Here is a 24,909-nt window from a genome sequence, read left to right as displayed (position 1 = left end):
AAGGGGCTTCGCCACACGTTTTCTACGGATTGTCAAGATTTTTTTTGTGCAAAAAAAGAGCAGGCTATCTTTTCGATAACCTGCCTTTTTTTCTTGTTTTTGGCTCTATATCTTAACTTAATGACATTGGCACAAGTGCCCCTGAATCCACCAAATGTGAGCTAAATGAGTTCGAACACATCTACGAAGAAAGCATTAGTCTGACGCTCTCGGCTACATAATGTACCCTTAACACAATTACTATTGCAACCGGTTACAACCCGGGGTAGGATGTTGGTTGAGGTGAACGGGATGGATAAGAAATGGGTCAGCGGCGTTGGGGTTATTGTGCTTTTTATACTGTTGTCATATTTGTTTATAGGCTTCGCGCGCCATTCTGCCCGGATGGGCAATATTGTCAAGGAATTAAGCGGCCAGCCCAGTCAGGACAAGCCTGGATATCATATTGTGCTGATCGAGCAGGAGCGGTACCACCCGTACTGGGAAATGGTCGAGAAGGGGGCCGCGGAGGCCGCAGCGAAATACGGGATAGAGATCGAATTCACGGGACCGGTGCGCAATAACATGGAGGAGCAGATCAGCCTGCTGGAAAAAGCGATTGCCGCTAAAGCGGATGCGATCATCGTGCAGGGGCTCAACGACGAGAAGTTCACGCCGGTGATTGATAAGGCCGTGAACCGGGGGATTCCGGTAATCACGATTGACACGGATGCTCCGGCCAGCCGGAGACTGGCCTATGTGGGGACCGACAATGTAGCTGCCGGTGAGGCGCTGGGGCGCATGGTAGTGAAGACGACTGGCGGAAAAGGCAAAATAGGCGTAATCATCGGCAGCGAGCTGGCCAAGAACCAGCTTCAGCGTCTGGACGGGCTGAAGAACATCGTAAAAGACTACAGCGGCATGGAGATTGTCGATGTCCGCAGCTCCAACATCTCGCACATGGAGGCCATCCAGCAGGCGGCGGATATGCTGCGCTATCATCCGGAGATCGATGTCATGGTCGGCACCAGTTCAACGGATGCGTTGGGCGTCTTGCAGGCATCGAGGAGCCTGAAGCGCGGTCCGCTGACCATTATCGGCTTCGATAATCAGGCGGAGACGCTGGATGCCATCAGCCGGGGAGCGATTACTGCGACTGTCGCACAGCAGCCTTACCTTATGGGGAATATGGCGGTCCGGCTGCTCCATGATTATTTTAATGGTGCACAGTTACAGACCCGGTATTATACCGGAGTGAAGGTACTGGATAAGACCAATGTGCAGGAGGGAGAGAGCCTATGAGTATCCGCCTGAAGCTGCTGATCTGTATTCCGCTGCTGGTGCTGCTGATGAGCTCGGTCTCCTTCGTACTGTTCCAGAGCGGGAAGAATGTGCAGGAGAGCTACCACCTGATGATGAACCGGATCATGCTGTATAAGGAGGTATCCTATGAGGTCGGCGAGAATATGCGCTCCTTGAACCGCTTCATTATGCAGGTGGATACCGACAGCTTCCCGGAGGTGGAGAAGCATCTGGGCGCGGTACTGGAGCTGCGCAGCAGGCTGGACGGGATGAATACCATCGGGGGCAGCGGCCTTCCGCTGATGAACTACAGCCACCTTATTGATACTTTTGTCGAGCAGGCGGGCCAGATGATCACGGAGATTGACGGACAGGATGCGAATTCGCTGGCAGGTGCCTATATCGAGGCGGAGCAGACGCAGCGGTTCATCCGTGAGGAGGCCCAGGAGCTGGTCGATTTGGAGCTGGACCAATATAAGCCGATCTATGCCGAGATTATGTCCACGACAGCGAAGCTGAACCGGATGGGCAGTCTGCTGGTGATCACCGCGGCGCTGCTTAGCATCTGCATGGCGGTCTGGCTGTCCAGCAGTATTACCGGGCCGATCCGCAGGCTGGTGGCAACCGCCAAGCAAATCTCCAAGGGACGGATGGATACCAAGGCGCCGGAGAGCGTCAATAACGATGAGATTAGCATACTGTGCCGCGCTTTTAACGGAATGATCGATAATATCCAGGAGCTGATGAAGGAGAACATCAAGAGTGCGGAGAAGGACCGGCTGGTCAAGGAGCTGGAGCTGAAAATGCTGCAGAGCCAGATCAATCCGCATTTCCTGTTCAACACACTGAATTCCATCGCCAAGCTTGCGTATCTGGAAGGGGCGGCGAGAACCAGCGATCTGACCGTGTCGGTCTCGCGTCTGCTCCGTTATAATCTGCAAAAGCTGGACCAGGCCGTTCCGCTGCGCGAGGAGGTCGAGCATGTGAACGAGTATATCAATATCCAGCGGGCCCGCTTCCGGGACCGGATTGCTTTTGAGATGGAGATTGATGAGCAGGCGATGGACGGGATGGTGCCCTGTCTGACGCTGCAGCCGATCTTCGAGAATGCCTTCGTTCACGGTCTGGAGCAGATGGAGGAGGGGGCTATACTTACGCTGTCCATCCGTTACCGCAGCGGGCAGGTGGAGATTGTGATCAGCGATAACGGAGCGGGTATGAACCGCGAGACGGTAGCCCGGCTGATGGGATCGATTCAGCAGGAGGCGCCGCATTCCAGCGGCAAGGGCCAGTCCACCGGGCTTGGGACACATAATGTTTTTAAAAGACTGCATTTATTCTTCGACGGCCAGCAGCTCATCGAGATCAACAGCAGTGAAGGGCAGGGGACGGCGGTGCTGTTCCGGCTGCCCTTCCGGACCTCGGCCTAGAGGCAATCACCTGAAGTGAAGGAGGAAGCGATAACGATGTACAAGCTGCTGATCGCAGATGATGAAGCACTGGAGCGGGAGGGGCTGGAGCTGATGATCCGGCATCTGATCCCGGACAAATTCGAATTCCTGCATGCGGGGAACGGGCGGAAGGCGATTCAGCTGGCGGAGGAGCACCGGCCGGATATGATTTTCATGGATATTAAGATGCCCGGGATTCAGGGGCTGGAGGCGGTGAGGCAGATTCGGGAGAAGCTTCCGTCGGCGCAGATTGTGATGATTACGGCCCATGACTACTTCGCGTATGCCAAGGAGGGGCTGCTGCTGGGTGTCCGCGACTATCTGCTGAAGCCGGCCCGGCGGGAAGAGGTGGCGGAGGTGCTGAGGAAGCTGATGGCGGTCATCGGGGAGGAGCGGCGGCGCAGGAATGAACAGCTGGAGCTGCAGGAAAAGCTGGCCCATCTGCTGCCGCTGGCCGAGAATGAGCTGACCCTGATGCTCATGCTGGAGCATGTGCAGGATCTGGAGCCGGAGCAGCTGGCCGGGCTGCTGGAGCTGCATTTCAGCAAGGGCTACGCGATGGTCCTGTCATTCCCCCGGCACGGGGAGAGCGGCTGGGAGACGTTCCGGCAGTCCAAGCGGGAGATCTATGAGGCGGTCAAGCAGTTTGCCAAAACAGGGCTGGGCTGCCTCGCCGGACCGCTGGCCGGGCATCAGCTGGCGCTGTTCATTCCCTTGCCGCCGGGGAGGACCGGATATTCCCAGCGCGTCAGCTCGCTGGACTGGGGAGAGCGGCTCCGCACCTATACCCGGGAGCGCTTCGGCCTGCCCCTTGGCGTCGGGATCGGCTCGATCCGTGAAGGCTGGGACGGGCTTAGCCGTTCCTACCGCGAAGCCGTCCGGGTATGTGCGGACCACCAGCATTCATTCGGTGTGCACCATTACGATGATATGATCCAGAGCTCGGGGCAGACGGCGGTCTCTCTGGATGAAGAGAAGAAGCTGCTTACCGCCCTGCTCCAGCGCAGCAAGCAGGAGGCCGCCCAGCGCTTCAGCCTGCTGTATGACTCCTTCGAGCAAGGGGGGGACCAGCCGCTGTCCGCCGTGCGTGGGGAGGTAACCGGCCTGCTGCTGTTCCTGGCCAGAGGCGTTCACTCCACGGCCGGTGCGGAGCTGCTGGCTTCGCTGAACGCAGCGGAAGATCCGCATGCTCTGCGGCTAAGCGCGGAGTCCTGGCTGGAGCGGCTGATCGATGGCCTGGAGGAGGAGCAGGAGCATCACCGGTCCCATGTGCATCAGCGGGCGCTGCTCTATATCAGCCAGAAATACAAAGAGGATATCTCCATGGAGCAGACGGCTGAATATGTGAACCTGAGCCCGCATTATTTCAGCAAATTATTCCGGCAGCATGAAGGAGAGACCTTCATCGACTATGTCACACGGCTACGGATGAATGAAGCAAAACGCCTGATCGCTGAGGATCAGCTGAACCTGAAGGAAATCTGCTATGAAGTAGGCTATAGGGACCCGAATTATTTCAGCCGGGTCTTCAAGAAGGCTGCGGGGATGACGCCAAGCGAATTCCGCCAGCAGCAGGAGAAGCCGGGTCCTTGCTGAGCGCAGCAAGGACTTTTTTGTGCTGTTGCCCCGGTTTATCCTATGAAAGCCGGGGCGGAGAATTACATTACAGCAGGCAAGACCAAGAATGCGGGTGGAGGGCAAATAAGTGCAGGGAATCGCTGCTCCCGGGGCGGTTTTTCCATGCTACACTTTTTTTGTAAGCGCAATCAAATATAGGGCTGACGAAAAGGGGCGTAGCAATCGTGAGAAAATACGGAAGAATAGTTTCCCTCGGGCTGGCGGCGATGGTGCTGGCTGCATCGATGGCGGGCTGCGGTGTGGTCTCAAGCGGTGACAACGAGAAGAAGGAGTCTGCGGGAGCGGCCAAGGACGGGGACAAAATTGTCATCGGCATGTCTATGGATACCTTGAAGGAGGAGCGCTGGCAGAAGGACCGGGATATTTTCACAGCAAAAGTACAGGAGCTTGGCGGTGAAGTGAAGGTGCTGGCCGCGAACGGGGATGATGCTACCCAGCTAAGCCAGGCGGAGCAACTGATCTCCCAGGGTGTGGATGTGCTCGTGGTCATTGCCCATAATGCGGAGGCTACGGCTCCCATCGTGGATAAGGCGCATAAGGAAGGTATCAAGGTCATTGCCTATGACCGGCTGATCAACAATTCCGAGGTGGATTATTACATCTCCTTCGATAATGTGCGTGTCGGTGAATTCCAGGCTCAGGCGGTTATCGACAAGGCTCCTAAGGGCAATATCGTCTACATCGGCGGCGCAGATACCGATAACAATGCCCACATGTTCAAGGAAGGCGCGATGAATATTCTGAAGCCGCTGGAAGAGAAGGGCGATATCAAAATCGTCTACGACCAGTTCTCCAAGGACTGGAAGCCGGAAGAAGCGCTGAAAAATATGGAGAATGCGCTGACCGCGAACAATAACGATGTACAGGGCGTTGTAGCAGCGAATGACGGGACAGCAGGCGGCTCCATCCAGGCGCTTACGGCACAGGGCATGGCGGGCAAAATTCCGGTATCCGGTCAGGATGCTGACCTCGCTGCTGTACAGCGTATCGCGGAAGGCACACAGCTGATGACGGTCTACAAGCCGATCAACGCGATTGCCACCAAGGCGGCGGAAATGGCGGTGGCAGCTGCCAAGGGCGAGGCTATTTCGACAGATAAGACTGTTAACAACGGTAAAATTGATGTTCCATCCGTGCTGCTTGATCCGCTTGCCGTCAACAAGGATAACCTGGATGTGCTGATCAAGGACGGCTTCCACAAGCTGGAGGATGTGTATAAGAACGTTCCGAAGGACCAGTGGCCGAAACAATAAGGGCAGCCTGTACAGCAAGCAGATGCGGCGCCAGTGGCGAACCCGCATCTGCTTGCTGCTTGAGGGCGGGAAGGAGGAACGGCAGGCATGGATGTACTTGAAATGGTAGAGATCAGCAAGAGCTTCCCCGGCGTGAAGGCGCTGGACCATGTGAACTTCAAGGTGAAGCAAGGAGAGATTCACGCCTTGTGCGGGGAGAACGGCGCAGGCAAATCCACGTTGATGAAGGTGCTGAGCGGACTGTACCCTGCGGGGACCTATGAAGGCGAAATCCGCATCGGCGGGGAGAAGAAGGCATTCCATCAAATTACCGATGCCGAGCAGGCCGGCATTGCGATTATCCATCAGGAGCTGGCGCTCGTGAAGGAGATGACGGTCGGCGAGAATATTTTCCTGGGGGCAGAGCCGGTGAAGCGCGGGGCGATCCAGTGGAATGAGCTGTACCATCAGGCTTCGCTGTGGCTGAAGAAGGTAGGGCTGAACCTGTCGCCGGATACGAAGATCGGCAATCTGGGCATCGGCCAGCAGCAGCTCGTAGAGATCGCTAAGGCGCTCTCCAAGCATACCCGGATTCTCATTCTGGATGAACCGACAGCGGCGCTGACCGAGAGCGAGGTGTCTATCCTGATGGGCATTCTGAACCAGCTGCGGCGCGAAGGGGTTACCTGTGTCTATATCTCCCACAAAATGCCCGAGGTGTTCGCACTGGCCGATTCGATTACCGTGCTGCGCGACGGGCGGACGGTGGCAACCCTGGAGCGCCAGGCGACGAACGACGATCAGGTGGTATCGCTGATGGTCGGCCGTGAGTTGACCGAGCGCTATCCGCGCGTCCCGCATTCACCCGGGGATAAGGTGCTTGAGGTCGCAGATTATAATGTCTGGCACCCGGAGAAGCGTCAGCAGAAGGTGCTTCGGGATATTGGATTTACGCTCCGTCAAGGCGAAATTCTGGGCATTGCCGGGCTGATGGGGGCCGGACGGACAGAACTGGTCAGCAGCCTGTTCGGCGCGTATGGCGGAAGAAGCGAAGGTACGGTTCTGATCGAAGGCAAGGCCGTTAAGATCCGTTCGATTGCCGAAGCGATCAAGGCCGGGATTGCCCTGGTCACGGAAGACCGCAAGCGCCAGGGGCTGGTCATGGGGATGGATGTCAAGCGCAATACGACGCTGGCCACACTCGGCAAGGTCTCCAGGCTCGGAGTGATCAATGAGAATGAGGAGATCAAGTGGTCTGAGCAGTACGTGAAGGATCTGAAGACGAAGACAGCTTCGCTGGAGACGCTGGTAGGCACACTCTCCGGGGGGAACCAGCAGAAGGTGGTTATCGGCAAATGGCTGATGAGTGACCCCAAGATTCTGATTATGGACGAACCCACACGGGGCATCGATGTAGGGGCTAAGTACGAAATCTATAATCTGATGAACAAGCTGGTGGAGCAGGGCGTAGCTATTATAATGATCTCCTCCGAGCTTCCCGAGGTGCTGGGGATGAGCGACCGGATTCTGGTGATGTGCGAAGGACAACTGGTACGGGAATATGACTGGCGCGAAGCAACGCAGGAGAATATTATGCTGGCCGCCACAGGAGGCAGATAGAGATGCAGCTGCAAAAAGAGCTTAAGGAACCTGAAGCGGTTCCGGCCGCCGGAGGATCGCGCTTGCGTACCCTGTTCGGCAAAATGGATATGCGTGCCTATACGATGATTGGCGCATTGATTCTGATCTGGGTCCTGTTCGGCGTGCTGAATCCGACCTTTCTGACCTCGCGGAACCTGTCCAATCTGTTCACGCAGATGTCAGTGACCTCTATACTCGCCATTGGCATGGTGCTGGTTATCGTGGCGGGCCATATCGATCTGTCCGTCGGCTCTATTGTCGGATTGACCGGCGGGATGGCGGCGATTCTGAGCAACTGGCTGGAGCTGCCCGCTATCGTGGTCATTCTTGGTACCGTGGCCGCAGGTGCGGTGCTGGGTCTGGTGCAGGGCTGGCTGGTCGCCTATAAAATGATTCCCGCCTTCATCGTTACCCTCGGCGGGATGATGGTGTTCCGCGGGGTGCTGATGGGCGTGACTGAATCCATGACCATTCCGGTATCGGATCCGGTGCTGGCGCTGCTCGGCAATGCCTATTTTGCCTCAGGCTTCGGAATCATTCTGGGCGTGCTCGCGGTGGCTCTGCTGCTGTATAGCGCGTTCACGAAGCGGCGCTCCCGCAAGAAATACGGGTTCACCGTCGCCCCGCTCGGCATGGATATCGCGAAGGTAACAGGACTGTCCCTGCTCGTGGTAGTCTTCGTGGCCTTGATGAACAATTACAAAGGGATTCCGTTCCCGATCATCTTCGTCATAGTGCTGGCGGCCATCTTCTACTTCCTGTCCACCAAGACGACCTTCGGCCGCCATATCTACGCCATCGGCGGTAATATTGAGGCTGCGCGGCTCTCCGGGATCAACATCAAGCGCAAGACGATGCTGGTCTTCATCCTCAGCGGCCTGCTCGGCTCCATTGCCGCCATCGTGCTGACCTCCCGCCTGGCCTCGGCGACCATTACCGCAGGCAATATGGCCGAGATGGACGCCATTGCCGCCTGTGTCATCGGCGGCACCTCCCTGATGGGCGGAGCCGGAACGGTCATCGGCGCTCTGATCGGTGCGCTGGTTATGACCTCGCTCGATAACGGCATGTCGCTGATGGGACTGGAGTCGTTCTGGCAGTATGTGGTCAAAGGCTCGATCCTGGTCATCGCCGTCTGGCTGGACATTTCTGGCCGCAGCAAGGGTGTGAAGTAAGAGAAGTGGCTGTAGCAGCCGCTCTTGTATGAAGAGTAAATAAGCCGGCAGGGAGAATATCCCGGCCGGCTTATTTGTGTTGTATATGAAACTAAAAGATGCGGCTGCGAAAAACCGAACACAATGTACTGGCGCGGAGGTGCGGGGCCGAATGTATGCGAAAACCCGAACACAATGTACTGGCGCAGAGGTGAAAGGGCCGGGTGCAGACCAAACGAGCCAATGAGGTGCACTAGTACACCTGAATTCCTCAGATAAGGGTCAAACGAGCCAATGAGGTGCACTAGTGCACCTGAATTGCTCAGATGAGGGTCAAACGAGCCAATGAGGTGCACTAGTGCACCTGAATTGCTCAGATGAGGGCCAGACGAGCCAATGAGGTGCACTAGTGCTGCACAATTGCCCATGAGGCCCTGGAAAGTTGGCTAAACGAGCGAATGAAGGAAATGAAAGGGATAAATCCCTCTGAATCCCCCGAAAGTGAGCGGACGGATCAAATGAAAGGGATAAATCCCTCTGAATTCGCCGAAAGTGGTCGGACGGAGGAAATGAAAGGGATAAATCCCTCTGAATCCGCCGAAAGTGGGCGGACGGATCAAACGAAAGGGATAAATCCCTCTGATTCCGCCGAATGCGGGTGGACGGATCAAATGAAAGGGATAAATCCTTCAGAGCCCGCCGGAAGCTGGGTTATTCCACTCTGCTAATCCCCCCTTTATTCCACAATAATCTTGGCGGTCATTGCGCTGTGGCCGGAGCCGCACATGATGGCACAGGTCATCTCGAAGGTTCCGGCTTCCTCAGGCAGGACAACCTGCGAGGCGTTCTTGGCATCCAGCCGCAGCTTCATCTCCGGGATTAGTATGCCGTGATTGCCGCTCTCATTTTCGAAGATGATTTTGACAGGGACGCCCTTCTTCAAATGGTATTCCGGCTGGTCAAAGCTATAATTGGTGGCTGTAATTACGAGTTCTTCCTCCGCCGTCAGATTGCTCCCGGCAGCTGCGTTGTTTGCGCTATCAGAATTGCTCGTGTTCCCTCCGCAGGCCGTTAGCAGAAGCACAAATATAATAGAACAAAGAATAGCCGACTTTCTGATCATATGCATTCTCCTCATCTACTTGGGCAGTTGTCCTTAGCATAGCCTAAATCGGTCAAGTTGTCTTGATCAATCTATGAAAAACACTCTATCCACCGCTATTCACCGCAGCTGCAAACTTTGTCGAATTTTGCAAAAATATGATGCAAAAGAGTTTAAAATTAATTATAATTAAGCCTAATATAATTAAAGCTTCATATTATTCGGCTAGAAGCAGGGGAGTCAGATCATTATAGATTACGCGTTGCAAAGTGCAGAGAGATGGCACCGGAGAATATTGTATGGCTACTGGATCATCGTACTCTGTCTGCTGCTCGCCCAGTTCCTGTATATGCTGTACTCCCGTTCTGCTGAGATGCAGACGATTTTTAGTCCCGGCAAAGGCCATATGTTCATAGTCTGCAACCTGATGATTGTCCTGACTATGGCTTCTGCCGAGGTCTGGCTGCGGCGCTCGCTCCGTTATCATAAGCAGGCGGTTGTGGTCTGTAGCTTCATGGTTTCCTATCTGATGTATTGTGTGCTTGAGCCTTATGTAGACGGTGCCCAGATGACGCTGATGATGCCCCTTATGCTGGCCCTCATCTATTTCGACCAGCGGCTGCTGTACTCGCTTGGAGTATTTAGCATTGTATTCTACGCGGGGGTATACTTTGGGCTTGAACGGCCGCTGCTTGGCAAGCCGCTGCTGGAGTTTGTGCTGGTGGAGTGTGTGTATATTGTTTTTGCCCTGATGGCGCAGGCGGTGATCCTCCGTGGCCGCGAGACACGCGAATATCTGGAGCAGCTCGCCAAGTCGGAGCAGGAGCTAATGGTAGAGCGGGCGATATCAGACAAGCTGCTGAAGATGGATGCGTTAACCGGCCTGTATAATCACAAGACGTTCCATGAATATCTGGATTCGCTGCTGGAGCAGTGTGAGAGCAACGGACTGAGGCTGCAGCTTGCGCTGCTGGACATCGACAATTTCAAGCAGGTCAATGACAGATACGGACACTGGGTAGGCGATCTTGTGCTGAAAGAGGTGGCGGCCAAGATGGGCAGCCTGATCGGGTTGAATGACTTCGCGGCAAGGTATGGCGGGGAAGAATTCGCAGTGATTTTTACGGATAAAAGCTTCCAGGAAGCCTACGCTGCTGTCGAGCAAATGCGTATCAGCATTGCTGCCATGTGCCATCCGTATGCCGGAAACAAGCCCATTACGGTCAGCATCGGACTGTGTCACTACCAGCTTGGAGACGGCAAGGAACTGCTGTTCCGCAAGACGGACGATTCGCTGTATACGGCCAAGCGCGGCGGGAAAAATGCTGTGGTGACCTCTGCGGTCACTTCCGGTGAAGTGCATAAACTTACAGAAAACCCCCAAATTCCGATATAGACCGGGAGCTGGGGGTTTCATTGTCTGCATGTGCCTTGCGCCGTTATTTGCCTGCTTCAAACGGAGTGGATACCGGCAGGAACAGATCGATGATCCCGATGACCAGTGCGGCAAGCAGGGCACCAAGCACCGAGACACTGACACCGCTGACGACAAACTGGGCAATCCAGATGACCAGGGCGCTGACCAGGAAGCCGACGATACCGCGGCCGAAGGGCGTGGTTTTTTTGCCGAAAATGCCTTCAACGACCCAGCCGAGCAGAGCGATCACCAGAGCAAGCATGAATGCGCTCCAGAACCCCCCGACTGTGAACTGCGGAACAATCCATCCGACCACCATCAGCACGATTGCAGCGACTATGAACCGTACTACATGAGCTAAGAATCTCAATGAACTAACCTCCTTTGGCGTTCGCTTAAGGATATGTGCGTTGTTATTGTGGCCCGAAGCCGGTTTTCTATGCCCAGAAATCATACCCAAATAGCGAAAATGGGCTAAATTAGGTATAATGGTTCCATCTATGAAGGGAGCTGTGACAGTAATTGGACGACAAAATTTTGCATACGCTTGAATATCGCAAGATTTTAAATAAATTGATGCAGTATACGCAGACGCCGATGGGACGGCTGACCGCCGAGCTCCTGAAGCCTTCCGGTGATTTCGAAGGGGTGAAGAAGCTCCTGCAGGCAACGGATGAGGCGGTAAATGTTGACCGGTTGAAGGGAATTCCCTCCTTCGGCGGCGTGACCGATATCCGTCCTGCGCTGAAGCGTGCATCAATTGGCGGAATGCTGGGCACAGCAGAGCTGCTTGCGGTAGGCAACACGATTGGCGGGGCCCGCCGGGTCAAGCGGTTCCTGAATGCCATGCATGACGATGAGAGCATTCCTGCCCTCTTCGCGCAGAGTGATCTGCTGTCGGAGCAGAAGCATGTAGAGGATGCCATCCGCATGTGTATTGACGAGAACGCCGATGTAATGGATTCGGCGAGCACGGAGCTTGCCGCCATCCGCCGCGAGCTGCGCGGGGGAGAGACGCGCATCCGTGAGAAGCTGGATTCGATGATCCGCTCGTCTTCGGTCTCGAAGATGCTGCAGGATCAGCTCGTGACGATCCGTGGTGACCGGTTCGTTATTCCGGTCAAGGCGGAGTACCGCGCCCACTTCGGCGGTATTGTGCACGACCAGTCGGGCTCAGGAGCCACGCTGTTCATCGAGCCGGAATCCATTGTGGCGATGAACAACAAGCTGCGGGAGACGCGGCTGCGCGAAGAACGCGAGATCGAGATCATCCTGCACCGGCTGACTGCGCTGGTAGGCGATATTGCCGAGGAGATGGCTTATGATATCGACATTCTCGGCGAGCTGGACTTCATCTTCGCCAAGGCGCGGCTCGCACGCGACCTGAAGGCTACCCAGCCGCGGATGAATGACCGCGGATACCTGCGCCTGCGCAAGGGCCGCCATCCGCTCATTCCCGCCGAGCAGGTTGTGCCGCTGGATGTGGAACTGGGCAATGATTACCGCTCCATCATCGTGACTGGACCGAATACGGGCGGAAAGACTGTGACCCTGAAGACGATCGGCCTGCTCAGCCTGATGGCCATGTCCGGTCTCTTCATTCCGGCCGAGGAAGGCAGCCAGCTGTGCGTCTTCGATGCGATCTACGCTGACATCGGCGATGAGCAGAGCATTGAGCAGAGCCTCAGTACCTTCTCCAGCCATATGACGAATATTATATCCATTCTGAAGAGGATGACACCGAAGAGTCTGATTCTGCTCGATGAGGTCGGGGCAGGAACAGATCCGGCTGAAGGCTCTGCGCTCGCGATAGCGATTCTGGAGAATATTCACCGGACGGAATCCCGGATGGTTGCTACTACACATTACAGTGAATTGAAGGCATACGCTTATGAACGGGCAGGCGTTATTAACGCCAGTATGGAATTCGATGTGCAGAGCCTGAGTCCTACTTACCGGCTGCTGGTCGGTGTTCCTGGACGAAGCAATGCGTTCGCTATTGCTGAACGCCTCGGGATGCCAAGTGCGATCCTTGAGCATGCGCGCGGTGAAGTGAAGGAAGAAGATATGCGCGTAGAGCATATGATTGCGTCCCTTGAGGAGAACCGCCTCACTGCGGAGAACGAACGCTTACGGGCGGAAGAGATTCGTCGCGAAGCAGAGGAATTCCGCAAGCGGCAGCAGCAGGAGCTGGAGAAGCTCGAAGGCTCACGCGACAAACGTCTGGAGAAGGCAGAGAAGGATGCCAGCGATCTTCTGGCCAAGGCGCGCAAGGAAGCTGAGGAGATTATCAGTGACCTCCGCCGCCTGGCGCTGGAGGAAGGCGCGTCCGTCAAGGAGCATAAGCTGATCGAAGCGCGCCGCCGGCTGGATGAAGCAGAGCCTGCCCCGCGTAAGAAGGCTGTGCCGCGCAGCACGGTCAAGGCGCCGCGCAAGATTCAGCAAGGGGATGAAGTTAAGGTAGCGAATGTGAATCAGAAGGGCCTTGTGGTTGAGCTGAGCGGCACCAAGGAAGCTGTTGTACAGTTCGGCATCATGAAGATGAAGGTCAATCTGAGTGATCTGGAGTTCCTGGCTTCCGCACCGGATGCTCCTCCGCCGGCTCTGCGCAGGGCGACAACGGTCAAGCGTACACGCGATGAGAATATCCGTAATGAGCTTGATTTGCGCGGAGCGAACCTGGAGGAGGCGATAATGGAGACGGACCGCTTCATCGACGAAGCTTTTCTCGGCAATTTGGGGCAGATCTCTATTATCCACGGCAAGGGGACGGGAGTCCTGCGGACAGGAATACAGGAATACCTCCGCAAGCACAAGCATGTCAAAAGCTATCGGCTCGGGAACTACAATGAAGGCGGCGCGGGTGTGACGGTAGCTGAACTGGAGTAGCGCCCATAGTCCGGCAGGGAAGAGGGAAAAGTGTGCAGGATAATATTGATCTTTTGCTGGAACATCCGCTGGGGGCGCTGCTAGGCTACTTCACTGTCGCCATATTGGGGCTGGTCGTATTCCTGTCCTTCTTCGAAATGGTGACGAAATACAACTGCTGGGAAGAGATCCGCAAGGGGAATGTGGCCGTAGCCATGGCAACCGGAGGCAAAATCTTCGGAATCTGCAACATCTTACGCTTCAGCATTGAAGCGGGGGCATCCATCTATGAGACGATGAAATGGTCGGTTGTAGGCTTTTTGCTGCTGCTGCTGGCTTACTTCCTGTTCGAGTTTTTTACTCCGGTCTTTTCAATTGATGAAGAGATTGCTGCGGATAACCGGGCCGTAGGACTGACAGCTATGCTGCTCTCCATATCCTTGTCCTATGTTATCGGCGCGGCCATATTCTGAATAGGGGGCAGGAATGATGAAGATTCTGGTTCGGATTTTGTTTATTTCCGCCCTGGCTTTTCTAGCGGCCGGCATTATATATTTAATGGTGAATTGAATTGAATGAGAGTAACGAAGGAGATTATACAGATGGAGACAACAGTTTGCCCATGGTGCCATACCGAGATTGTATGGGATGAGGAGTTTGGCCCCGAGGATACCTGTCCTCATTGCAACAACGAGCTGAGCGGCTACCGCACAGTGACGATAGGTGCAGAGGATCTGGAGGATGAAGAGCCGGATACACAGGAAGCTTCCGGGGAGGAAGAGATCAGCGACGATAATTTGTGGGATGACGACGACAAGGATAGCGTGGTGCCTGTATGGGGTACGCTGGGCCAGTTCGGCGATGACTATGATCTGAAACGTTATGAGGACAAGGTCTCCGCTATTCTGGCTGCCCAGCTGGAAGCGCCGGAATGTCCGCAATGCCATGAGCTGATGCTTCACTCCGGTACGCAGCAGGTGGACGGGTTCACCCCGGCAACGCCGGAAGCGCTGGGCGGTGCAGCTGTGCTGAAGCCTCCTTTTGCGCTGAATCTGTACGTCTGTCCTTCCTGCTTCCATGTGCAGCACAGCCTGGCGCAGGAAGACCGCATCCAGCTTGTCCGCAATCTCAGCACCTCCGCCGAATAAAGATCGGATTCATGCTTTCCCTGCCATCTGGACATGATATTGAAAGATGAAGTGTCTAAGGACGAGCAGGGAGGGCTAAGCATGAGAGGTTCAGAACGGGGACAGGCGGCGCTGCTGCTGGCTGTAGGCGGGCTATACCTTCTGGCTACAGTGCTTGCAGGAACGTTCCTCAACGTATATCTGTGGAAAAGCCGGCAGAACTTCGCCATGATCGGCTGGTTCACCGTGGCCCAGCAGCTTGCCGTGGGTCTCAGCTTTTGGCTGGGCGGCAAGTGGGTGAAAGAGCGTAACAAAATGAATGCCCTACGGCTGGGAATTGCCGTATCGGGCTTTTTTTATTTGCTGGTGCTGTGGCTGCGGGGCGACGCGATTCATTACATTTGGCCGCTGGGCGGGGTCCTCGGGCTATCCATCGGGCTGTACTGGCTGGCGTTCAATATTGTTTTCTTCGAGATTACGGATGCCAAGAACCGCGATTACTATAACGGGTGGATGGGCCTGCTGGGTTCCCTGACGGGAATAGCCGGACCCTGGGTATCCGGCTGGATGATCTCCCGTTGGCATGGCGGGCAGGGATACCGCATGGTATTCATACTGTCACTCTGTATTTATGGGGTTGCTGCTGTACTCAGCTTCGGCCTGCGTAAGCGGCCGCGCGGCGAAGCCTATCTCTGGCTGGAGCCCTGGCGCGAGCTTACCCGCAGACGCAGCTCTTGGCGTCCAGTGGCGGCAGCGCTAGTGTTCCAGGGCATGCGGGAAGGCGTATTCTCCTTCCTCATCGGTCTGCTCGTCTACATTGCAGCACAGGAGGAGAGCAAGCTGGGACAGTTCGCCCTGCTGACCTCCGCCGTCTCCCTGATCAGCTATTATGCGGCCGGCAGATGGTTCAAGCCCCGTGCCCGGCTCGGCGGTATGCTGGCAGGCAGTCTGCTGCTCATCGCCTTCCTTCTTCCGCTGCTGTGGAAGGTGAACCTTACCACCCTCCTAATCATGGGAATCGGGACCTCGCTCTGCCTGCCGCTCTACATGCTGCCGATGCTGTCCACCAGCTTCGACCTGATGGGAGTGTCCGAGGAGAGCGCCGGCAAACGCGTGGAACTGGTAGTGCTCAGGGAACTTAGCCTGATGAGCGGCCGCCTCCTCGGCCTGCTGATCTTCATCGCCGTACTGTCGCTGGACCAGTCCCCGCAGACGATTACTCTGCTCATGCTGCTGCTGGGTGCCGCGCCGCTGGGGAGCTGGGTGGTGGTGCGGGGGTTGCTGAATTGGAATGTTCACAAAAATAACAATATTATATGATTCAAATATAGGGTATTATTGCCAAGGTAAGTACAGATTGTAATTGAATTGAATTACACATGATTTCTCTTGAATTAACCATTAGAACTAAAAAGGCAAACCTGTACGAAAGTCAGGGACGCAAAGCCACGGGCCTTATCACAGGGAGGGGGACACCCCTCTGTGAATGGCAGCCGGGCCGCTCTTTCCGGTGGTTTTTTTGCGCCCTTTTTTAAATGATTTTTTAATTGAGCGGAGGTCTTTTATGACAAATAGGAAAAGCTTGATATGTAAGGTACTGTGTTTTATTATTCTGGCTCAATTTCTCGCCCCTTTTATGGAATTCTCAGGGATGAAAATTTCCGCACAGGACAGTATGCTCAAAATCCGGTTTCAGCCCGCTGAAACTCCCGTACAGGAAGGGGAGCTTGCAGATTCTGGAGCCGTTTTTAGCGTCAAAAACCAATACTCCTACGGCTGGAACATAGATCATACTGATGCAACCGTCTCAAGAGATACATACGACGACTCCAGCATAAGCAGCCTGACACGAATCCATCCGGATGGGAAGTGGGAAATTGCGCTAGACAATGGTACTTATGAAGTCTCAGTAACCGTAGGTGACTCTGTATACAGCAGCAACAATTCACTTGCCGTAGAGAATGTCAAATTGATGGAGGGACTGTCTCTTGAAGCAGGGCAGTATAAAACGATCAAGAAGAAGGTTGCTGTTGAAGATGGAAGACTGACTTTAAGTCAAATCAATGCTACTGGAATTGAGACTGCTCTAAATAGCATAGATATTTCATTGGTGAATACATACACTCCCACTTTGATCCCGCCTCAAATCCGCCTGCCTTTTGAACCCAATAAGGTTGCCGGAGACAAAGTTCTTCTGTCTGGAAGTATGACCAATATACATAACGCTCCGCCGTTTATCAGGGTAAATGGTCTGCAGGGAGAGATCTCCCGGCATATCCGCGAACAAATAGAATCCATCGGACAACAAATACAGCAGGTTAGCAAAAATGCAGTGGCAATAAGAAATGCTGATATTGAAACGATTCAAAGCTCTATCCGCTCAAACAGCAACAAGCCTGCAATAATAGCAGTTGGGCAGATGAATCTAGAATCGAGTGTTACGTTCGGAAGTGAAGAACAGCCTGTCATCTTAATCGCAGATGGCATCAATACGAACCGGAGTCTGAATATAACAGTTTACGGATCGTTAATCCTTCATGGAGGATTAAATGCAAATACGGAGTTGAATGTTAATGTTATCAACCCTGCGCAGGATGTGAATCTTGGTGACCTATGGGTACAGGGAACCGTGCATCTAAATAATAACTCTAATGTTCATGTAGATAATGAGCTGTTTGCCGGTTCTTTGGTTTACAACAACGGCTCTCTGGATCTATCGGCGAAACGGGTATTAGTACAGGGCAACATGAACATCAATACTCTGGTAACTATGAATGTTGATGAGGAAATGTCTGTAGGAGAAGTGGTATCCAATAACTCAAGGGCAGAACTTAATGTAGCCCAGGGAGATCTATTCGTCCGGGACAATGTCAGTATAAATAATCATTTGAATATCAACACAGGCGGATTATTTGCAGTTGGCGGTAATGTCATCTCGAATCAAAGACCTGTAATTCACACGGGGAATGAGCAAGCAGGACGTACATTATTGAAGTATGTTCTGTCAGGCCTTAAGGCTGAGTATTACAGCAATAATGATTTCACGGGCAAGAAGGCCGTGAAAGTAGATGAATCTATTTCTTTGGCTGGCCAACCTGTTCTGGGTGTGCCGGGAATAGCGGACCAGCGCTTCTCCGTTAGATGGACTGGGCAGATTCAACCTAACTATACTGACCAATATACTTTCTCGGTTAAAACGTCAGGTGGAGTCAGACTTTGGGTGAATGATCAGCTCCTGGTCGATGCCTGGACAGCGAAGCAGCATGTGGAGCAAGGCACGATCCAGCTTGAAGCCGGTAAAAAATATGACCTGAAGATGGAATACGCTAATGATATAGGGAATCCTCAGGCCAGCTTATTCTGGGAGAGCGGGCAGCAGATTCGTGAAGTGGTGCCCTCTGTATCTTTAAGACCTTTTTCTATACCTGCAGTAAATGCAAGTGCAACAGACTCAGCCATTACACTGGGCTGGCCTTCTCTGTTCAATGCGGACGGATATGAGGTGGAATTTGATAAGGAGGTTACCGTCCTCGGCAGTGAACCTGATTTTACCAAGGAGGAGCTTAGTCCGGGAACCGAACATTTCTATCGTATTCGGGCAATCAGTGGCGACATCAAAGGGGAGTGGTCAATAACTTCTTCTTATTGGACCTTACCGGCTGCACCACTGAATATTCAAATGAATGCAACAAGCCATACGATTACTCTTGAATGGGAGCCGGTAACCGGGGCCACCAGTTATGAAATAGAGGTTAATAACAGCACAAAGAATATAGGACCGGTGCTAACTTACCAGGAGAATGATCTGAATCCGAACATGCCCAAAGTATTCCGTATCCGGGCGGTGAACAGCAGCGGAGCAGGAGCATGGAGCGAAGTGGTTACGAAGACTACTCTGGTTGGAGTCCCCTCCAAGCTGCAGGGAACAGCAGACGAGCGGTCTGTTCATCTGAACTGGGATGCTGTATCAGGGGCTGCCTCGTATGATTTGGAGATAGACGGAACCCTTAGTAATAGCATCATGGATCATTCGTATATACATGACAACCTGCAATCTAACAGCGAGCACAGTTATCGTGTACGTGCTAAGAATGATGATGGAATCAGTGAATGGAGCGATCCCATTACAGTGTACACTTCGCCTGGAGTTCCCCAGAACCTTATAGCGCAAGTCGAAGGAACCTCAGTTCATGTGACCTGGGATAAAGTGGCCGGGGCCACAGGATATGACATCGAGGTAGATGGGGACGTGCTGGATAATGAAATGAAGCTTGAATTCACTCATTCACAGCTCCCGTTGAATTCAGAGCATACCTACAGAGTGCGGGCCAAGAATGAGAACAGAGTCGGAAGCTGGACCCAAACAATTGTTTATTCTACTCATGCGGGAGTTCCTAATAATATTCAGACTACAGCGAATAGCAACGAAATCACCATAACGTGGGACATAGTTGCAGGTGCCCTGAGTTACGATATTGAACTGGATGGGACAACGATTCGCAACATTTCGGATAACCTCTACATCCACAAGAAGCTGGCACCCTTCTCCACGCACAAATATAGAGTAAGAGCTGTTAATGCGGCAGGAGCAGCCGAATGGAGCGGATACGTAACTGCAACCACGACCTTCGGCAAACCATCTAATCTGAAGGCATTAGCCAAGAATACAAGTATTGAACTTACGTGGGACAAGGTAGAGAGTGCGACTGGCTATGATCTCCTGGTAGATGGCGAGGTTCTGAATAATGAAGAATCGTTATCCTATAAGCATACTGAATTGGAACCCTATTCCTGGCATAATTATCGGGTCAGAGCGAAGCAGGGAAGCTTTCTTGGAGAATGGAGCGAACCTCTGACGATTTCAACAGTGCTCGGGATTCCGGGAAATGTAAAGACGGAGACCAAGAGCAATCAAATCCGATTATCCTGGGATTCAGTTAAGGGTGCTACCGGCTACGAAATTGAAGCGGACGGTACAATTATTGACAATGGCAGCAAGATGGCTTTCACGCATACCGGTTTGTTGCCTAACACTAAGCACAATTATCGGATACGGGCCAAGAACACTCAGGCCGTCAGCGATTGGAGTGAATGGACTACCATTGTTACTGGTGTTACAGCACCAGAGGTGCCTAAGAATCTTAGAGGTGAAGTGACGGTGAATTCCGTTCAGCTTGCCTGGGATTCCGTGAATGACGCGTCCAGCTATGATTTGGAGATAGATGGACAAGTCGTTTCAAATTCCAACCAGTTGGAATACAAACACAGCGGACTTGAGCCCAATACAATGCACGCTTATCGCGTTCGGGCTAAGAATGCAGGAGCGACGAGCGACTGGTCAGAGATTTTGAAGAAAACAACGACTCCTGCAGTAACAATCAAGCCGGAAAAGGATACTCAGCTCAATTTTGTAATGATCATCCCTTATAAAAGTGACAAGTCTGAGCGCAGAGTTACGGTCACGTATAATGCCAATGATCTTGAGGTCATGGATCTGCGGGCAGAGACCCCAGACATGGAGCTTGAGACTGGCAGTATAGCAGGAACACCAGTGAATATCATCCAGTTTGAACCGGGGAAAATTGTCTTCAGCGTACAAATGAGCAATAAGGCTGCGATGAACACTATTATTTTCAATGCGAAGACGAATCAATTTACTAAAGTAACCTATACCATAGAGTAGATTTTATAGAGGTGAGAGTGGAAAACTATGAAAAATATATTCTTAAAATCTATTACTATTTTCATGGCATTAATGTTAATTATCCTTATTTCGGGATTGTTTCCAGGGAATGAAGTTGTCAAGGCTTCAAATACTGATATTGTTTCCTATGCGGATGTGCGTATTCCTGCTTGGTATGAGAAATCTGAAATTATTACATATGATGCGCATGGGTGGTTATCCGGAGATTTTCAAGAGACAGTTATAACTGATATTCAATATAATAAATTGACAAAAAAAATGTCCCTTAGAGTAGTTCCGGCTCAATACAATTTAAAAATGTCTCTCAATACCGACACCATGTATTATAACACTTCTACATTTATTAATATGTTTGCACGGATGCAATTAAAACATCCTAACCAAGACGGTTATGGGTATTTATCGTATGAACTGGTTAAAGCCTCTTATGAAACTGTCCATAGTAGTAATTATCGTACTATTGACGCAATTATTGATGCTAGCACAGGTGTTATAAATCCAATTCAAATGGAGTTAGATGAACCTCCAACAAAACTATTATGGAGTGCGTTTTTTTCGAAAACTTTTAGTGATGGATACAATTGGCAGGGAGATAAAGAATTTTATGGAAGAAGAAATTTTGAAATTGATCTTGTTCCGAATAGTGAGCCTACCCTTGATATTTTGAATTCAAGCAATCAATTTATAAGTGGAAGCTCCAATTTCATACCCTTAGTTAGAGTTGCAGACCCTAATGGGGATCAACTTGAAATAAAATACTATTTAGATTCCGACACAGAGCCTCGAGAGGTTAAAGCAGTAACGAATACAACATCAGGCCAAACTGTTTCATTCAACGTATTAAACACTTCAAATCTATACGAAGGCAGCCATACCATCCGCTTTACCGCCAGCGACGGAAAAGTCACCACCCAGAATTCGGTTACCATCGTTGTAGATAAATCACCACCTGTGATTGGAAATATCAATATTATTTCTTCAGATTCACAGGTTCAAGTATCGGGAACAGCGGCAGATGCTGTATCTGGGCTGGATAACGTACCTTATCGTTACACAGTGGGAAGTCAGTCGAGCGGCTGGACCACAAATCCAAGCTTTACGGCAACAGGATTAACCTCCAATACCGCATTGTATACGAAGATTGAAGCGAGAGATAAAGTAGGGAATATCGCAGTCCATGAGCAAAATGTCTATACGAGAGCGCAAGTTCCATCCCTATCTCTTCAGCAAAATGGCGAGAATTCTCTATTCCTGCAGCTTCATGATCTGAACACCGCTTCAACCCAATATTTGATACAGATGGGTACTACGTATATTAATTCGTCCGGTACTCTTACTTCTTCACCTGTATGGTTTACCCCGTCTAACAAGACAGTAGTTATCCATGGCTTATCAGCAAATACTTCGTACTCCTTCCAGGTGAAGGCAAGGAATAATGAAGGGCTAGAGACAGCGTTCGGAGGTCCGGCAAGCGGAACTACATTAGCCGCTGCACCTGAAGGGATTACTGCGGAAGCTTCACAGCAATGGATTAAGCTAACATGGTCCCCATCAGCAGGTGCATTAGGTTATGAGGTAGAGGCAGGGGGAGCAATTATCAATAATGGAGCCTCCACTTCTTATACTCACAATGGATTATTACCGAATACTCAGCACACCTATCGAGTTAGAATTATCAATTCAGGAGGTACGAGTAGCTGGAGTCAGGCTTTTACTCAGATGACACTGCCCGAACCGCCGGCTTCTCCTGTCAATTTATTGACGGTTCCTTCGCAGAAGTTCATTTCATTGACCTGGGATTTAGTTCCTCATGCTACGCGGTATGAAGTGGAAGCCGATGGAGTTGTGACAGACAACGGCACCCTCAACTCCTTCACGCACAAAGATCTGGAAGCTTCAACGGATCATACCTATCGTGTAAGAGCAGGTAACTTAGGAGGAGTGAGTGAATGGAGCGTACCTGCCGTACAGCAGACATGGCCTAATCCGCCAGAGACTCCCACGAAGATATCAGCAGTGCAGGATATTCATACGGTAACTGTGAAGTGGGATGAGATGGAACGGGCCAGCGGCTACGAGATTGAAGTGGACGGGCTAATTATCGACAACAAACAATTGACCAGCTATACCCATGAAGGATTAGATGCACTTAGCGGTCATACCTATAGAATTCGCGCAGTTAATATAGGCGGGAAAAGTAAATGGAGCTCTCCTCTGGATGTAACCACTCATCCGGAAATACCGGATGTGCCCACGAACATAATGACGACCGCGGATGAGAGTCAGATTACTGCATCGTGGCGCACCGTTCCTCATACGGATAGTTACGATATTGAAGTGGATGGCGGAACTATAATCACTGTAAAGGATAACCTGTTCGTGCATGACCAGCTCGCTGCAGATTCCAAGCATACGTATAGAATCAGAGCCGCTAATATTAGCGGAACAAGTGAATGGTCGAAACCGATAACCATGGCTACCATGCCTGCAGGAATAAACACAGAATCCTTAACAAATGTAGTAGCGGTAGTGACAAACAAGTCGATTACCCTGTCGTGGGATACTGTTGCAGCGAATGCACGATATGAAATAGAAGTGGATGGCAAAGTATTGGATAACGGTGCGGATACCATTTACAATCATACCGGTCTGCAAGCAGAAGAGTACCATCTCTATAAAATCAGAGTGAAGCAAGGCACTGAGCGTGGAGACTGGGTGGCCGTATTGGCGCTCTCTACTCTCCCTAACCTGCCTGACTCCCCTTCCAAGATAGAGGGCTTTGCCCAAAATAATTCGATTGAATTGCGCTGGGAGAAGATGGAGGGGGCTAATGGCTATCAGCTTGAAGTAGACGGGAAGACGATCGATGTCGGCAACAATATCACCTATCTGCATAACGAGCTTGCTTCAGGAACCGCTCATACGTACCGGGTAAGAGCGAAGAATACTACAGGGGTGACTGCATGGAGCCCTTCCCTGCAGAAGAGTACCACCAGTCCGGATTACGTTCTTAAAGTGAAGAAGGATAAGGAAGCTAGTCTGACTTTGCTGGCTCAGAATGTACAGGATTTCAGTGAACTGGAGTTTGTAGTGACCTATAATCCCGATGAGCTTGAATTGATCGACTTATATGATTTCACTCCGGCCAGTGATCTCTCTAATGGCAGGATTGCCGGTTCTAACTTGACTGCAACTTATACTGCCGGGAAAATCACGTTTTCGATCGACCAGAATGTTGTCCCCGGAACCTCTTGGTCTGGAGAGATAACTACGCTCACGTTCAAGTCAAAAATAACTGGAGATAGTAACGTAAAAATTACTGTAGATTGATGATATTGAAGGAGAATGGTAATGATCCGTAAGCGAACATACAGATATATATCCATAGCAATCATAGTGGTGTTGCTGGCTGAAGCAGCCATTGTGACCTTTCCAAGGCTTAGCCGAGAGTCAGCAGTACAAGAGTCTTCGCAGCAACTAGATGAGCAGACGGCTGCAGAGCTCTCTAACCTTAGCGGAGTTGCAGCAAAACAAATTCTAGCCATGAAAAAATCAGGTTCTTCATGGAATGAAATTACGGAGACTTTAAAGCAGCAGCTTCCGGAGAACAATACTGAAGACAAGCAGGGGCGTTCAAATCTGCTGCATGAGGCGGGTCTAGGTGAGGAATTACTTAAGGAGCTTCGTCAGAAGGGCTTCCAGGATGACGAGATCATGGAAGCTAAAATGCTGACAGAGAGAACTATGCAACAGTTAAAAGAAGTTGTCAGCAGTGCAGAGTCTATGGTGGAGAAGCCGGAAGCATCCCCAGATCCATCCGGTTCGGCTGAGGAGGATTTACAGTCTGCGTATGTAACGATTAACGAGCAATTTAATGAGGGAGAGGCTGTTACTCTCCTTCTTACCTTGCAGCAGGAATTCGGTTCCATGGAAGCCGTAATGAATGAATATTTATTGTCGCTTCAGATTGGGCTGAATCTCAAGGACTATATCACTGATCCCAAAACGTATCAGGAAAATAAAGAGCAGCAAACGATCACACTCAAAGAGAGTGAGATTGTAACACTGGACGCTCTGGAGAAGCGGATGCTAGAGCAATTACAGCAGGGGAATGAAGCACCTGATCTTAAAGTTGCAGAGAAGGACTATGACCCCAGCAATATGGTAACTGAAGACAAGGAGTCACTGATTCCGGATATTAATCCGCCTACGGTGCAGGATGTAAGACCGGAGAATCCGGGTGAATCGGTCAGACAAGAGATTCAGGCGATGAACCCTAATTACAAATAGAGGA

At 51.8% G+C, this 24,909-nt stretch carries 16 protein-coding genes and 1 riboswitch; of the genes, 14 read left to right on the top strand and 2 right to left on the bottom strand.

The features are described from left to right. Positions 1-291: 291 nt before the first annotated feature. The 6 genes from MHH78_RS27715 to MHH78_RS27690 all read left to right on the top strand — a co-directional run bounded on the left by MHH78_RS27715 (position 292) and on the right by MHH78_RS27690 (position 8,418). Positions 292-1,281 (top strand): sugar-binding protein, encoded by a 990-nt coding sequence (locus tag MHH78_RS27715; protein ID WP_341169535.1) that lies wholly within the window; start codon positions 292-294, stop codon positions 1,279-1,281. Next, positions 1,278-2,711: a sensor histidine kinase gene (locus MHH78_RS27710; protein ID WP_341169534.1), complete on the top strand. Its 1,434-nt coding sequence runs from the start codon at positions 1,278-1,280 to the stop codon at positions 2,709-2,711. The genes MHH78_RS27715 and MHH78_RS27710 overlap by 4 nt, the downstream gene beginning before the upstream one ends. A 36-nt stretch (positions 2,712-2,747) precedes the next feature. Further along, positions 2,748-4,328, top strand: coding sequence for a helix-turn-helix domain-containing protein (locus tag MHH78_RS27705; RefSeq protein WP_341169533.1), 1,581 nt, complete (start codon positions 2,748-2,750; stop codon positions 4,326-4,328). Positions 4,329-4,576: 248 nt separating this feature from the next. After that, complete coding sequence (xylF, locus tag MHH78_RS27700; RefSeq protein WP_209878455.1) at positions 4,577-5,623, top strand: D-xylose ABC transporter substrate-binding protein; 1,047 nt, start codon at positions 4,577-4,579, stop codon at positions 5,621-5,623. 87 nt (positions 5,624-5,710) lie between these two features. Next, positions 5,711-7,222 (top strand): xylose ABC transporter ATP-binding protein, encoded by a 1,512-nt coding sequence (locus MHH78_RS27695; protein ID WP_209878383.1) that lies wholly within the window; start codon positions 5,711-5,713, stop codon positions 7,220-7,222. Positions 7,223-7,224: 2 nt separating this feature from the next. Next, positions 7,225-8,418, top strand: a complete 1,194-nt coding sequence (locus tag MHH78_RS27690) for a sugar ABC transporter permease (RefSeq protein WP_341169532.1) — start codon at positions 7,225-7,227, stop codon at positions 8,416-8,418. 715 nt (positions 8,419-9,133) lie between these two features. Here the strand turns inward: MHH78_RS27690 and MHH78_RS27685 are convergent. Continuing rightward, complete coding sequence (locus tag MHH78_RS27685; RefSeq protein ID WP_341169531.1) at positions 9,134-9,520, bottom strand: cytochrome C oxidase subunit II; 387 nt, start codon at positions 9,518-9,520, stop codon at positions 9,134-9,136. 274 nt (positions 9,521-9,794) lie between these two features. Between MHH78_RS27685 and MHH78_RS27680 the strand changes: the two genes are divergently transcribed. Then, on the top strand, positions 9,795-10,895 hold the full coding sequence (locus MHH78_RS27680) for a GGDEF domain-containing protein (protein ID WP_341169530.1): 1,101 nt from the start codon (positions 9,795-9,797) through the stop codon (positions 10,893-10,895). Positions 10,896-10,938: 43 nt separating this feature from the next. On the opposite strand, the gene MHH78_RS27675 is transcribed toward MHH78_RS27680, so the two are convergent. Then, on the bottom strand, positions 10,939-11,286 hold the full coding sequence (locus tag MHH78_RS27675; protein ID WP_076083650.1) for a phage holin family protein: 348 nt from the start codon (positions 11,284-11,286) through the stop codon (positions 10,939-10,941). Positions 11,287-11,438: 152 nt separating this feature from the next. Between MHH78_RS27675 and MHH78_RS27670 the strand changes: the two genes are divergently transcribed. The 7 genes from MHH78_RS27670 to MHH78_RS27640 all read left to right on the top strand — a co-directional run bounded on the left by MHH78_RS27670 (position 11,439) and on the right by MHH78_RS27640 (position 24,905). After that, a complete protein-coding gene (locus MHH78_RS27670) occupies positions 11,439-13,805 on the top strand; it encodes an endonuclease MutS2 (RefSeq protein WP_076083653.1) in 2,367 nt (788 codons plus the stop codon). A gap of 32 nt (positions 13,806-13,837) precedes the next feature. Next, positions 13,838-14,257 (top strand): DUF350 domain-containing protein, encoded by a 420-nt coding sequence (locus MHH78_RS27665; RefSeq protein ID WP_036696710.1) that lies wholly within the window; start codon positions 13,838-13,840, stop codon positions 14,255-14,257. Positions 14,258-14,386: 129 nt separating this feature from the next. After that, the gene (locus MHH78_RS27660; protein WP_076083656.1) at positions 14,387-14,932 is read left to right on the top strand and encodes a hypothetical protein; all 546 of its coding nucleotides are present in this window, start codon (positions 14,387-14,389) and stop codon (positions 14,930-14,932) included. Between the two features lie 81 nt (positions 14,933-15,013). Then, positions 15,014-16,231, top strand: coding sequence for an MFS transporter (locus MHH78_RS27655; protein WP_341169529.1), 1,218 nt, complete (start codon positions 15,014-15,016; stop codon positions 16,229-16,231). Positions 16,232-16,315: 84 nt separating this feature from the next. Next, positions 16,316-16,417: riboswitch (cyclic di-GMP riboswitch) on the top strand. Continuing rightward, the gene (locus MHH78_RS27650) at positions 16,398-20,594 is read left to right on the top strand and encodes a fibronectin type III domain-containing protein (protein WP_340826672.1); all 4,197 of its coding nucleotides are present in this window, start codon (positions 16,398-16,400) and stop codon (positions 20,592-20,594) included. It overlaps the preceding riboswitch by 20 nt. Positions 20,595-20,621: 27 nt before the next feature. Beyond that, a complete protein-coding gene (locus MHH78_RS27645) occupies positions 20,622-23,945 on the top strand; it encodes a fibronectin type III domain-containing protein (RefSeq protein ID WP_341169528.1) in 3,324 nt (1,107 codons plus the stop codon). A gap of 21 nt (positions 23,946-23,966) precedes the next feature. Continuing rightward, positions 23,967-24,905: a hypothetical protein gene (locus tag MHH78_RS27640; protein ID WP_076083668.1), complete on the top strand. Its 939-nt coding sequence runs from the start codon at positions 23,967-23,969 to the stop codon at positions 24,903-24,905. Positions 24,906-24,909: the final 4 nt, after the last annotated feature.

It is taken from the genome of Paenibacillus sp. FSL H3-0333, assembly GCF_038002805.1.
GTDB classification, from domain to species: domain Bacteria; phylum Bacillota; class Bacilli; order Paenibacillales; family Paenibacillaceae; genus Paenibacillus_AQ; species Paenibacillus_AQ silagei.
This window is presented reverse-complemented; position numbering and strand designations above follow the sequence as displayed.